Annotated in this window: 8 protein-coding genes; 5 read left to right on the top strand and 3 right to left on the bottom strand. The window is 55.7% G+C overall.

Annotated elements, in window-relative coordinates; translation table 11 throughout:
• A partial coding sequence (locus JTI98_RS21005) for an autotransporter outer membrane beta-barrel domain-containing protein (RefSeq protein WP_216081774.1) occupies nucleotides 1-1983 on the bottom strand: 1983 nt, incomplete at its 3' end.
• 825 nt (nucleotides 1984-2808) lie between these two features.
• On the opposite strand from JTI98_RS21005, the gene yahO reads away from it, so the two are divergent.
• Entirely contained in the window at nucleotides 2809-3084 is a 276-nt protein-coding gene (yahO, locus tag JTI98_RS21000; RefSeq protein WP_043001665.1) for a DUF1471 family periplasmic protein YahO, read from the top strand.
• 78 nt (nucleotides 3085-3162) lie between these two features.
• Here the strand turns inward: yahO and prpR are convergent, their stop codons facing one another.
• Complete coding sequence (gene prpR / locus JTI98_RS20995; protein WP_216081773.1) at nucleotides 3163-4758, bottom strand: propionate catabolism operon regulatory protein PrpR; 1596 nt, start codon at nucleotides 4756-4758, stop codon at nucleotides 3163-3165.
• Between the two features lie 250 nt (nucleotides 4759-5008).
• Between prpR and prpB the strand changes: the two genes are divergently transcribed.
• The 4 genes from prpB to prpE all read left to right on the top strand — a co-directional run bounded on the left by prpB (nucleotide 5009) and on the right by prpE (nucleotide 10554).
• A complete protein-coding gene (gene prpB / locus JTI98_RS20990; protein WP_043001663.1) occupies nucleotides 5009-5887 on the top strand; it encodes a methylisocitrate lyase in 879 nt (292 codons plus the stop codon).
• Nucleotides 5888-5966: 79 nt separating this feature from the next.
• A complete protein-coding gene (prpC, locus tag JTI98_RS20985; protein ID WP_216081772.1) occupies nucleotides 5967-7136 on the top strand; it encodes a 2-methylcitrate synthase in 1170 nt (389 codons plus the stop codon).
• A 40-nt stretch (nucleotides 7137-7176) separates the two neighbouring features.
• Nucleotides 7177-8628, top strand: coding sequence for a bifunctional 2-methylcitrate dehydratase/aconitate hydratase (locus tag JTI98_RS20980; RefSeq protein ID WP_044327221.1), 1452 nt, complete (start codon nucleotides 7177-7179; stop codon nucleotides 8626-8628).
• A gap of 39 nt (nucleotides 8629-8667) precedes the next feature.
• Nucleotides 8668-10554 (top strand): propionate--CoA ligase, encoded by a 1887-nt coding sequence (gene prpE, locus JTI98_RS20975; RefSeq protein WP_216081771.1) that lies wholly within the window; start codon nucleotides 8668-8670, stop codon nucleotides 10552-10554.
• Nucleotides 10555-10643: 89 nt separating this feature from the next.
• On the opposite strand, the gene JTI98_RS20970 is transcribed toward prpE, so the two are convergent.
• Complete coding sequence (locus JTI98_RS20970) at nucleotides 10644-13721, bottom strand: beta-galactosidase (protein ID WP_216081770.1); 3078 nt, start codon at nucleotides 13719-13721, stop codon at nucleotides 10644-10646.
• Nucleotides 13722-13784: the final 63 nt, after the last annotated feature.

Genomic DNA, 13784 nt, shown 5'->3' with positions numbered 1-13784 from the left:
GTTGGCATACCAGGTGCCGTACAGACCGGCGCTGTAGCCGCTGATYTCCCCACGGGATGAGTATCCGGTCAGGCTGGAGTGGCTGCGGCTCTTGCTGTTGGCRTAACCGGCCATCAGACCCAGATGCCAGCGATCGAGGCCGTCGGTGCTCCATTGCGCGATATCSCCGCCCAGTTGCATCACGTAGCGGTTGCTCTGGGTGCTGATCTGCCCGGAACYRTCYTTGAAGCGGTKATGTCCGCCGATGTGGCGCATCCACAGGCTGGTGACTTTCTGCTCGCCGGTTAACGCGTCGGTGTACTGGGTTTCACCCAGACGATCGTGAAGCCGGGTGGTGAACAGCGTGTTGGCGGCAAGGGTGTTCGCCAGATAGCTGCCGGTTTCCGGGCGATACTGGTGCGGACCTTCAGGTGTCGGAGACTCTGGAATTACGGGTTCTTTCGGCTCAGTTGGTGGAACCGGTTCTGGCAAGGCCAGGCTGGTCAACGACCAGTTCTGGTTATCTCGTTTCACAAGGTCGTAGTCATATGCGCCTGCGACAATACGGCCTTCTTTCACAAAGGTACCGTTTGAAGTCCCTTCAACGTCGATAATACGGATACCTTCAATCGTCGCGGCTCCGTTACCGCCCGCGTTACTGACGCTGACGCGCGTGGTGCCGTAGGTATCACCTTTCACAATCAGCTTATCCGTTGGCGACAGGTCATCACCCAGCACAGTGCGCAAGGCCAGCAAGCCGTTGTTTCCGGTGTAATCACCGTTAATTGTCAACAGGGTTGGGCTAAAGGTTGCTTGCACTTGCGACGGGGAAGAGAGTATCGCTGTGCCTGCCAGCTCCAGCGAATTCAGCGTCTGTGAATAGCCGTTAAGATTCAGCTGTGCGCCGCTGTCCACGCGGTAATCGGATCTTGCACTCAGGGTATTTTCTGCCCCGGCGCGCAATGTACCATTTGCGACGTGGGTAGGGCCCTGATAGGTGTTAGCGCCTGTCAGCGTGGTCGTCCCAGAGCCGAAATGGTTGACTTCGCCAATACCTGTGATTTTGGCCGAGAGTACGAAGTCGTCGCTGTTGTGATTAAAGTTGAGCTCTGCCGTGCTCATACCGCTGGTGTTGCCAAGGTAGATCCACGGCAGGTCCAGTGTTCCCGCAGCCTGTTGTGCTTCGCCCTTTGCGCCGCCAATATTCAGGATGCCGGTACTGCCTTCTCCCACTGCCAGCCAGATTAAGTTACCCGAGCGGACCGTTGCACCGTTGCTGACGGTGAGGATCCCGGTGGCGTCATTGGGCGTTGTTGCAAACCCCCCGAGGTAAATACCTTCCGTCACATCCAGCAGCGAGTTTTCACCGTCCACGAGGGCGACACCGTAGCCATTACGACTGGTGTTACTCGTATTGCCGACGTAGCCAATGTTCATGTGTTCGCTTAAGGAGAGGGTTCCGCCGCGGGTAATCATCAGGTTGCCGCGCCCCTGATCGCCGACCACGCTCCAGACGGAAGAGACGGACGAATTTGCGCCATCGATAGTAACCGTTCCCTGCGCGTTTGCGGCATATTCTCCAATACGTAATTCATCAATGCCGCTGATTTTACTGCCGTTATTTACCCGCAGCGTACCTGAACCATCATGGGTCCCGAGTACCAGATTCAAATTGCCCAGTGTCCAGGTCGCACCATTCGTCAGCGTCACGCTGCCGTTTGCGCCATTACCGATCATACCGGCGGCGGTGGTGATAGCCCGACCATCGATCAGCAGTGAGCCGTCGGAGTTATCACCCACCCAAAGACTGCGGAAGTTATCCCATGCGGGGTCAGTATTTTCCGTGGCGGAAAGCGTAATATTTTGTCCATTATTAATAATGACAGTATCACCCACACCTGTTGGTGGGGGAATATTATTATTGGCTACCGCAGTGGACGTTAAAGCCATGGAAATTGCAATGGCTAATAGAGTTTCAGGGAAACACTGTGCATTTATTTTCATATATTGACTCTTCCTTAAGATTTAAATATTACATCCAGGCATAAGCCAGAAAAGCCAGTGCTGAATACACGGCTATTTGTCGGGTTGCTCATGCAAATAAAATTCTGATGATTTTTAATATTATTTGCCGCGGGCGATATAGCGTAATCGTTTTGCCGCAGGCTTGCATTCGATATTGATAGGCTGAGTCTATTAACCGTCATTAACAGAGTTAAGATATTTAAGTGATGGCTAATTATTTGATTACAAATGTTTATTGTTTTTGGCTATACCTCCAGGAATAATGCAAATATAAAGCGAAAAACAACAGGATAGATGAGGTTTTTGATAAGGAAGTCTGAATAGATGCGAAGGATTAACATTAGTATGAATATCGCTTCACTATGTTTAATTACGGACAGTAATAATGTTTTTTAAGAATTTTAGGCCGACTAATTATCATTGTTTTGATGAGTATCAATTTTTACATTGGTATTAATCTGAATGTCTTTTATCGATGTTAAGATTATTACCAATAAGTCTGTAAGGGTTTTGATAATAATCTTAAGTGGAGTTGTTCCGAACAGGGTTATGCATATTTACGCAATAATGAGAGATTTATTAAAAGACAGGGTTGTCGGTCATTATTTTATTTATATGCAGAAAGTGACTTAACTTTACCGTAGTATGCAAAAAAGGACTGAGCAGGCCGAAATCACAAAAGCAACCTATCACTGAAAGGGCTCTGGATTTTTTCTGGAAGCTGAACTAGTTATTAATCATCCCTGAACAGCGGCATGGATTCAGCGGTGATGATAGCGTCATAACATAACCTGGAGCTTCTCTATGAAAACTGGATATAAACTCTTGATTGGTGCGTTGGCTTTTGTGGCGACAAATGCGTTTGCAGCGGAGCTGTTAACAAAAGCTGAGTTTGAGAAAGTGGAGTCGCAGTACACCCTGATTGGCAACATCAATACCAGCAATGAAACGTCCACTCAGGATGCGAAAGAAGATCTGCTCAAAAAAGCGGATGAGAAAGGGGCTGATGTGGTCGTGCTGACTTCCGGTCAAACCGACAACAAAATTCATGGCACTGCCAATATCTACAAGAAAAAGTAATTCGTAAGCGTGCCGGATGGCGCTGGCCTGGTGAAATGTGTAGGCCGGGTAAGACGCTGTGTGTCGCCATCCGGCCGTTCATTCCTTCAGCCGTCGCCAGAATGTGGTTCTGCTGACCCCCAGATAACGCGCGGCGGCGCGCTTATCGCCGTTAAACTGCGCCAGCACCTGCTGTGGCGTAGCTGAAGGCGAAGGGTATGACGGCGATTCGTTCTCCGCCAGTTCCGGCAGTATCTGCTGTAATAAATGTTCATTCAGTTGTGGCATCGGTTCAACGCTTAAAAACAGTGCCAGCCGTTCCATCATATTGCGCAATTCGCGAATATTTCCCGGCCACTGATAGTGCAACAGCGCACCGGCACTCTGCGCCAGTCCGGCGCGCACCGACTCGGTAAACGGTACGGAGAGCGCGGCCAGCGATTGTTTTAAAAAACCTTCCGCCAGCGGCAGGATATCGGCGGGGCGCTCCCGTAGAGCCGGTAACGACAGACGTAAAATACTCAGGCGATAAAACAGATCGCGACGAAACTGCCCGCGTTTCATCTCGTCTTCCAGATTGCAGTGGGTGGCGCTAATCACCCGCACTGTTACCGGAATGGGGTGATGTCCACCCACCCGGGTGACCTCTTTTTCTTCCAGCACGCGCAGCAGTCGGGTTTGCAGCGGCAACGGCATTTCGCCGATTTCATCGAGAAACAGCGTTCCGCCGTGGGCGATTTCAAACAGCCCGGCACGACCACCGCGTCGCGATCCGGTGAAGGCGCCTTCCTCGTAGCCAAACAGCTCCGCTTCCAGCAACGATTCGGCGATCGCCCCGCAATTCACCGCGACGAACGGATGCGCCGTTTTGTCGCCGCGCGTGCCAGGACGCGTACAAAACTCGCGGTGAATGGCCTGGGCTGCCAGTTCTTTCCCGGTGCCGGTTTCCCCCTGAATCAGGACAGAGGCGGGTGAACGGGCATACAGCATAATGGTATGGCGCACCTGTTCCATCTGTGCGGACTCGCCACGAATATCTCCCAGCCCATAGCGGGTGCGCAGCGCCTGATCGGAGGCATAATGACCGTGGCGACGCTGGGTCAGGCGGGTCATGTCCAGCGCATCGCTAAAGGCCTGACGCACCGTGGCGGCGGAATAGATAAAGATACCGGTCATGCCTGCCTCTTCCGCCAGATCGGTGATCAGTCCCGCGCCAACCACCGCGTCAATGCCGTTTGCTTTCAACTCGTTAATCTGCCCGCGCGCGTCTTCTTCGGTGATATAGCTGCGTTGTTCCAGTTGCAGGTTGAAGGTTTTTTGAAAAGCCATCAGCGCTGGCAGCGTTTCCTGGTAGGTCACCACGCCAATGGAGGCGGTCAGTTTTCCGGCCTTTGCCAGCGCCTGCAGAACGTCAAACCCGCTGGGTTTGATCAGAATAACCGGTATCGACAGGCGACTCTTCAGATATGCGCCGTTCGATCCGGCGGCGATGATCGCATCACAGCGTTCGGTGGTCAGCTTCTTACGGATATAGGTGACCGCTTTTTCAAAACCGAGCTGGATGGGGGTGATGGTCGCCAGATGATCAAACTCCAGGCTGATGTCGCGAAACAGATCGAACAGTCGCGTTACCGAGACCGTCCAGATAACCGGTTTGTCATCATTCACCCGCGGGGGAAGCGTTGTCGTCGCCATAGCCAACCCAAAATAAAAGGACAGAGTATTGGGTGTAGTCTTGTTTCATAATTGTTGCAATGAAACCGGTCGGGACGTTTCATGAAACGTTAGCTGACACGCTTTTTTTCGCTTATCGCGGTATGCTGTGGTTTATCTTATTGTTATATCGATGGTTATTTAAAACACTCTCTTTCAAAGCGCCTTTGGCATAGCCCTTGCTTTATGTGAATCAACGGTTAGTTACAAGTTGATAACACGAGGATGGACTATGTCTCTGGATTCTCCGGGTCAGGCGTTTCGCGCTGCCCTCACCAAAGAAAACCCCTTACAAATCGTCGGCACCATCAACGCCAACCATGCGCTGCTGGCTCAGCGCGCCGGGTATCAGGCGATTTATCTTTCGGGCGGCGGCGTCGCGGCTGGTTCGCTGGGACTGCCGGATCTGGGCATCTCCACCCTGGACGACGTCTTGACCGACATTCGCCGCATCACCGACGTCTGTCCGCTCCCGCTGCTGGTGGATGCTGATATCGGCTTTGGTTCGTCGGCGTTTAACGTTGCGCGCACCGTCAAGTCGATGATCAAAGCCGGGGCGGCGGCGCTACACATCGAAGATCAGATTGGCGCCAAGCGCTGCGGTCATCGTCCGAATAAAGCGATCGTTTCGAAAGAGGAGATGGTCGATCGCATTCGTGCGGCAGTGGATGCCCGTACCGATCCCCACTTTGTGATCATGGCGCGTACCGATGCCCTGGCGGTGGAAGGGTTAGACGCAGCGATCGATCGTGCGCAGGCCTATGTCGAAGCGGGCGCCGACATGCTGTTCCCGGAGGCGATCACGGCGCTTTCGATGTACCGCCAGTTTGCTGATGCAGTCCAGGTGCCGATTCTTGCCAATATCACCGAATTTGGCGCGACGCCGTTGTTCACGACCGACGAACTGCGCAGTGCGAACGTGGCGATGGCGCTCTATCCGCTCTCGGCATTCCGCGCCATGAACCGGGCTGCTGAAAAGGTCTACAACGTGCTGCGCCAGGAAGGGACGCAAAAGAGCGTTATTGACATCATGCAGACCCGCAACGAACTGTATGAAAGCATCAATTACTACCAGTACGAAGAGAAGCTCGACGCGTTGTATATCAAGTAGGCCGGATGGCGGCTACGCCTTATCAGGCCTGGACGAAAACCCTCAGTACCCTACATATGACAATAATGATGAGGACAACATGAGCGACACAACGATCCTGCAAAATAATACCCATGTCATTAAGCCTAAAAAATCCGTCGCGCTGTCCGGCGTACCGGCGGGCAATACCGCGCTGTGCACCGTCGGCAAAAGCGGCAACGATCTGCACTATCGCGGCTACGATATTCTCGATCTCGCCCGGCAGTGCGAATTTGAAGAAGTCGCGCATCTGCTGATTCACGGCAAACTCCCGACCCGTGACGAACTTCAGGCATACAAAAGTAAACTCAAAGCGCTGCGCGGATTACCGGCTAACGTCCGTACCGTACTGGAAGCGCTGCCAGCGGCATCGCATCCGATGGACGTGATGCGCACCGGCGTATCGGCGCTGGGCTGTACGCTGCCGGAAAAAGAGGGGCACACCGTTTCCGGCGCGCGTGATATTGCCGATAAGCTGCTGGCCTCGCTCAGTTCCATCCTGCTCTACTGGTATCACTACAGTCACAACGGAGAGCGTATTCAGCCGGAAACCGATGACGACTCTATCGGCGGCCATTTTCTGCACCTGTTGCACGGCGAAAAACCGACGCAGAGCTGGGAAAAAGCAATGCACATTTCGCTGGTGCTGTACGCCGAGCATGAGTTCAACGCCTCCACCTTTACCAGCCGCGTGATTGCCGGCACCGGATCGGATGTTTACTCGGCCATTATCGGCGCGATTGGCGCACTGCGCGGTCCGAAACACGGCGGGGCGAATGAGGTCTCGCTGGAGATTCAGCAGCGCTACGAAACGCCGGACAAAGCCGAAGCCGATATCCGTAAGCGCGTGGAAAACAAAGAAGTGGTGATTGGTTTTGGTCATCCGGTTTATACCATTGCCGATCCGCGTCATCAGGTCATCAAACGTGTGGCGAAGCAGCTTTCCGAAGAGGGGGGCTCGCTGAAGATGTACAACATTGCCGATCGTCTGGAAGAGGTGATGTGGGAGACGAAGAAGATGTTCCCTAACCTCGACTGGTTCTCGGCGGTCTCCTACAACATGATGGGCGTTCCCACCGAAATGTTTACCCCGCTGTTTGTTATCGCCCGCGTCACCGGCTGGGCGGCACACATTATTGAACAGCGCCAGGACAACAAAATCATTCGTCCTTCCGCCAACTATACCGGCCCGGACGATCGTGAGTTTGTGCCGATCGATCAGCGTCAGTAATTCATTACCTCTAAAGATAAAAAAACAGGAAACGTACCTTATGTCCGCTCAAATTTTAAATGTTCGCCCGGAATTCGATCGTGAAATCGTTGATATCGTGGATTACGTCGTCAACTACGAGATAGCGTCAACGGTGGCGTATGACACCGCCCACTACTGCCTGCTTGATACGTTGGGCTGTGGTCTGGAAGCGCTGGAATATCCGGCCTGTAAAAAACTGATGGGGCCGATTGTTCCGGGGACCGTGGTGCCCAACGGCGTGCGCGTGCCGGGTACCCAGTTTCAGCTCGACCCGGTACAGGCCGCGTTTAACATTGGCGCGATGATCCGCTGGCTCGACTTCAATGACACCTGGCTGGCGGCGGAGTGGGGCCACCCTTCCGATAACCTCGGCGGGATCCTGGCGACAGCGGACTGGCTCTCACGCAACGCGGTCGCGGCGGGTAAAGCGCCGTTGACCATGAAACACGTGCTGACCGGAATGATCAAGGCCCACGAAATTCAGGGCTGTATCGCGCTGGAAAACGCCTTTAACCGCGTGGGGCTTGACCACGTTCTGCTGGTCAAAGTGGCCTCCACCGCCGTGGTGGCTGAAATGCTGGGGCTAACGCGTGATGAGATCCTCAACGCAGTGTCGCTGGCGTGGGTCGACGGACAGTCGCTGCGCACCTATCGCCATGCGCCGAATACCGGCACGCGTAAATCCTGGGCGGCGGGCGATGCGACCTCGCGCGCGGTGCGTCTGGCGCTGATGGCGAAAACCGGTGAGATGGGTTATCCGTCAGCGCTGACGGCGAAAACCTGGGGGTTTTATGACGTCTCATTCAAAGGCGAGTCGTTCCGCTTCCAGCGTCCATACGGCTCCTACGTAATGGAAAACGTGCTGTTCAAAATTTCGTTCCCGGCGGAGTTCCACTCTCAGACGGCGGTTGAAGCGGCAATGACGCTGTACGCGCAAATGCAGGCAGCAGGTAAAAGCGCTGCGGATATCGAAAAAGTGACCATTCGCACCCACGAAGCCTGCATTCGCATCATTGATAAGCAGGGGCCGCTGAATAACCCGGCCGATCGCGATCACTGTATTCAGTATATGGTGGCGATCCCGCTGCTGTTCGGACGCTTAACGGCGGCGGATTATGAGGACGGCGTGGCACAGGACAAGCGAATCGATTCCCTGCGCGAGAAGATCCGTTGTGTTGAAGATCCGGCGTTTACCGCGGACTATCACGATCCGGAAAAACGCGCCATCGCTAATGCGATCACCCTGGAATTCACTGACGGTTCACAGTTTGACGAGGTGGTCGTGGAGTTCCCGATTGGCCATGCACGTCGCCGTACCGACGGGATCCCGAAACTGATCGAAAAATTCAAAATTAACCTGGCGCGTCAGTTCCCGACTCGCCAGCAGCAGCGCATCCTGGAGGTCTCCCTGGACAGAACTCGCCTGGAGCAGATGCCGGTCAATGAGTACATGGACCTTTATGTCATCTAGAACCCGCTTCATCAGGCGTAAGTTCAACAGGAGAGCGTTATGTCTTTTAGCGAATTTTATCAGCGTTCTGTTACGCAACCGGAATCATTCTGGGCCGAACAGGCCCGGCGGATTGACTGGCAGCAGCCGTTTATCCGCACGCTGGATCACAGCCATCCGCCGTTTGCCCGTTGGTTTTGCGGCGGTACCACCAATCTGTGTCATAACGCCATTGACCGCTGGCTGGAGAAACAACCGGATGCGCTGGCGCTGATCGCTGTCTCATCCGAGACCGAAGAGGAGCGCACCTTTACCTTCCGTCAGCTCTATGACGAAGTGAACGTGGTGGCGTCAATGCTGCAATCGCTCGGCGTGCAGCGCGGCGATCGGGTTCTGGTATACATGCCGATGATCGCCGAGGCGCATATCACGCTGCTGGCCTGCGCGCGGATTGGCGCGATCCACTCGGTAGTGTTCGGCGGTTTTGCTTCGCACAGCGTGGCGGCACGCATCGATGACGCGAAGCCGGTGCTGATTGTCTCCGCCGATGCGGGGGCGCGCGGCGGTAAAGTGTTGCCCTATAAAAAGCTGCTCGATGATGCGATCGAGCAGGCGCAACATCAGCCGAAACAGGTGTTACTGGTGGATCGCGGGCTGGCGAAAATGGCGCGTGTGACCGGTCGCGATCTCGACTTTGCGACGTTGCGCCAGCAGCACCTCGGCGCCACGGTGCCGGTGACGTGGCTGGAATCCAATGAAACGTCCTGCATTCTTTATACCTCCGGCACCACCGGAAAACCCAAAGGCGTGCAGCGCGATGTCGGCGGCTATGCCGTGGCGCTGGCGACCTCAATGGCGACCATTTTTGGCGGCAAAGCGGGGGGCGTGTTCTTCTGCGCGTCGGATATCGGTTGGGTTGTCGGGCATTCCTATATTGTCTACGCGCCGCTCCTGGCAGGGATGGCAACCATTGTGTATGAAGGACTGCCGACGTATCCGGACTGCGGCGTGTGGTGGAAGATCGTCGAGAAATATCAGGTCAACCGGATGTTCTCGGCACCGACCGCCATTCGCGTGCTGAAAAAATTCCCGACCGCGCAGATCCGCAATCACGATCTCTCCTCGCTGGAGGTGCTCTATCTGGCAGGCGAGCCGCTGGACGAACCGACCGCAAGCTGGGTAACGGAAACACTGGGCGTGCCGGTTGTTGATAATTACTGGCAGACCGAATCCGGCTGGCCGATTATGGCGCTGGCCCGGGCACTGGATGACCGGCCGTCGCGCCTCGGCAGTCCCGGCGTGCCCATGTATGGCTATAACGTGCAGTTGCTCAATGAGATGACCGGTGAACCCTGCGGCGCCAACGAGAAGGGGATGGTGGTGATCGAAGGGCCGCTGCCACCCGGCTGTATTCAGACCATCTGGGGCGACGATGTACGATTTGTGAATACCTACTGGTCGCTGTTCAATCGTCAGGTATACGCCACGTTTGACTGGGGGATCCGTGACGCAGACGGTTACTACTTCATTCTGGGGCGGACGGATGATGTGATTAACGTCGCCGGGCATCGCCTGGGCACGCGGGAAATCGAGGAGAGTATCTCCAGCTATCCGAACGTGGCGGAAGTGGCGGTGGTCGGGGTAAAAGATGCGCTGAAGGGGCAGGTGGCGGTGGCATTTGTCATTCCCAAACAGAGCGACAGTCTGGAAGACCGCGATGTGGCGCATTCGGAAGAGAAAGCGATCATGGCGCTGGTGGACAGCCAGATTGGCAATTTTGGTCGTCCTGCCCACGTCTGGTTTGTTTCGCAACTGCCGAAAACCCGATCCGGCAAAATGCTCCGCCGCACGATCCAGGCCATTTGCGAAGGCCGCGATCCGGGCGATCTCACCACGCTTGACGATCCGGCGGCGCTGCAGCAAATCCGCCAGGCAATGGAGGAGTAATCTGATGGCCCGATAGGGCGGCGTAAACGCCTTATCAGGCCTACAATGACTCAACATGTAGGCCTGATAAGCGTCGCGCCATCAGTCACTTAGCTCCAGCTAACACGATAGTGATAGCGCCCGGCGCTCAGTTGAAATTCCGGCGACACAGAAGGACTCCAGGAGTCGTCGCCGCCGACGCCCATATGGAAACCATCAATATTCAGCCATGCCCCGGCCTCCGGTTGTAGCAGATGGCGATGACTGGTCTCCATCAGTTGTTTCTGGCTGAATCGGCTGATGTTGAAAAGAAAATCACCGCGCCAGACGTGCGCACCGTACTTCAATTCACGCGTACCGCAGCGCAGGCCGTTCTCACTGGGAAAAACGTAAGGGGTATACATCTCATCCAGTGATAAATCCCAGCGGTCAAAACAGGCCGAAGACAGGCGATCCGGGTAGTTTTCATGCGGACCACGCCCCAGCCAGTTCACCCGTTCTGCTTCCTGCGCCAGTTGGCAGGTCAGACCGATACGTGCCGGATGCGGCGTGCCGCTGGCAACATCGACATCAACGGCGATCTGCATTTCGCCGTGGCCGTCGATGCGCCAGGCTTTACGGCTGATAAACAAGGTTTCGCCCTGATACTGCCAGGCGTGAACGGTGGCTACCTGAATCGCATCGGCAAGGGTATCGGCTTCGCATTGCAGCAACACCGCCTGCGCCTGGTAATGCCCGGCGGCTTTCCAGCGCTCAACCCAGGCATTAGGATCGATCCGTGTCACCTCACTGATACCAATATCGTTATCCAGCGGCGCGCGGGTAAATTGATCGCGCAGTGGCGTCAGTAACTGGGCTTCATCACCAATCCAGTATTGCGTTAACGTGCCCTGCTGGCGGCAGAATTCCCAGCGCTTATAGCCGAGCGTGACGGTAAACGCGGCGTCGCTGACGCTGAGCTGTGGCGCAGTACTGGCGCGCGGTGAGCATACGACGCTCAGTTTTTCCTCCAGCGGCCACTGCTGCCAGGCGCTGATGTGTCCGGCAGGCGACCAGGCGGTTGCCTGCAGTTGTTCCACACGCACCGTCAACCAGAGCTGACCTGCCGCGTCAGGCTGTGCGATGTCCGGCAGGGTGATGCGCTGACGACCCTGCGGCGCGATATCCAGCGTGACCTCCCCGGTGGCAACTGGGTTGCCATCCAGAGCGAGGGTCCAGTGCAGGATCTCGTTGTCGCTATGGCGGAACAGATATTCGCTGGTGACCTCAATCTGACGTTGCGCGCCAGGCAGCAACGTGAACTGGAAAAACTGTTGCGCGTGCTTCGCCTCAAACAACGACGGATGCGGCGTGCGGTCGGCAAACACCAGCCCGTCCATACAGAACTGGCGATCGTTAGGCGTGTCGCCAAAGTCGCCGCCGTACGCGGACCAGGGGTTGCCTTCGTCATCGTATTTAATCAGCGACTGATCGACCCAGTCCCAGACGAAGCCGCCCTGCAGGCGCGGGTACTGGCGGAACGCCTGCCAGTATTTGGCGAATCCGCCGAGGCTGTTACCCATCGCGTGGGCATATTCGCAGAGGATCAGCGGGCGCTGTTCGCCGGGCAGCGACAGCCATTTTTTGATTGACCACTTCGGCACTGCCGGGAACGGCTGATCCTGATCGACGCGCGCATACATCGGGCAAATTATATCCGTTGCCGCCGTGTCCGCGCCGCCGCCTTCATACTGCACCGGGCGTGACGGATCGTCTGATTTCAGCCAGCGATACAGCGCGTCATGGTTGACGCCGTGACCCGATTCATTCCCCAGCGACCAGAGGATAATGCTCGGATGGTTGCGATCGCGTTGCACCATGCGCGTCACGCGCTGGCTCATGGCGGGCAGCCAGGTCGGGTCGTCGCTCAGGCGATTCATCGGCACCATGCCGTGGGTTTCGATGTTGGCCTCATCCACCACATACAGACCATAGCGATCGCAAAGTGTGTACCATCGCGGATGATTCGGATAGTGGGAGCAACGCACGGCGTTAAAATTGTTCTGCTTCATCAGAATGATGTCCTGCACCATCGTCGCTTCGTCCATTACCTGACCGTTTTCAGGATGATGTTCATGACGGTTGGTGCCGCGAATCAGCAGCGGCTGACCGTTCAACAACAGCAGGCCATTTTCAATGCACACCTTCCGGAAGCCGACATCGCAGGCCTCGGCTTCAATCAGTGTGCCATCCGCCGTATGGAGCAGCACAACTGCGCGATAAAGATGCGGTGTTTCGGCGCTCCACAGTGAAGGCTGATCGACATGCAGACGCAGCGTCGTGCGATCGCCATAGGCTCCGCGCTCATCAACGATCTCGCTGCCAAAAGGCGCGGTGATTTCGCCCGTCAGCTCGTCGCCATCCCACAGTTGAACGGTCACGCGCAGAGTGTCACGGCATTCTCCACGCATTCTGACCTCGGCGGCAAAGATTGCCCGGCTGAAATCCTCGTTGAGGTGGGTGGTGATGCGTAAGTCGCTGATTTGCGTGGCGGGTTTGTTTAACAGGGAGACATCGCGGAAAATGCCGCTCATTCGCCACATATCCTGGTCTTCCAGATAGCTGCCGTCGCTCCAGCGTAGCACCATCACCGCCAGACGGTTCTCACCGCTGACCAGAAACTCACTGAGATCAAACTCCGACGGCAGGCGACTATCCTGACCGTAGCCCACCCAAAGCCCGTTGCACCAGAGATGAAAAGCGGAATTTACGCCATCAAAGATAATTCGCGTCTGTCCATCACGCAGTTCAGCTTCGCTGATTGCGAATGTTAGCGAATAACATCCTGTCGCATTTTCATGCGGCACATATGGCGGATCCACCGGGATCGGATAGGTCACGTTGGTATAAATGGGGGCGTCATAGCCGAGCAACTGCCAGTTTGATGGCACCGCGATCGTATCGGCATCGTCCAGATCGCCCAGACGCCAACGTTCCGGTACCGCTTCCGGCGAGGCGAACCAGATAAATTTCCACGCGCCGTTCAGACTGCGAACGGAGGGGGAGGCGGTATTGTGACGCGCATCAGTCGCGTTGCGCCAACTGGCAAAAGGAGGATGCGCCTCCAGACGGTTTAGCTGCGTGACGCCGGGATTTTCCCAGTCGCGTCGGGCCAGTACGGCGGCGAGTGAATTCGTGCTGAAGGTCATGGAGGCATCCTGTTGCGCAGTTTGTTCGTTCACAGGTTGCTGAAGATACGGTGTGCGGTGAAA

It is taken from the genome of Citrobacter sp. MGH 55 (assembly GCF_016906145.1).
In the GTDB taxonomy this organism is placed as follows: Bacteria; Pseudomonadota; Gammaproteobacteria; order Enterobacterales; family Enterobacteriaceae; genus Citrobacter_A; species Citrobacter_A amalonaticus.
Note: the sequence above shows the minus strand (reverse complement) of the source record. Positions and strands in the feature narration are given on the sequence as shown.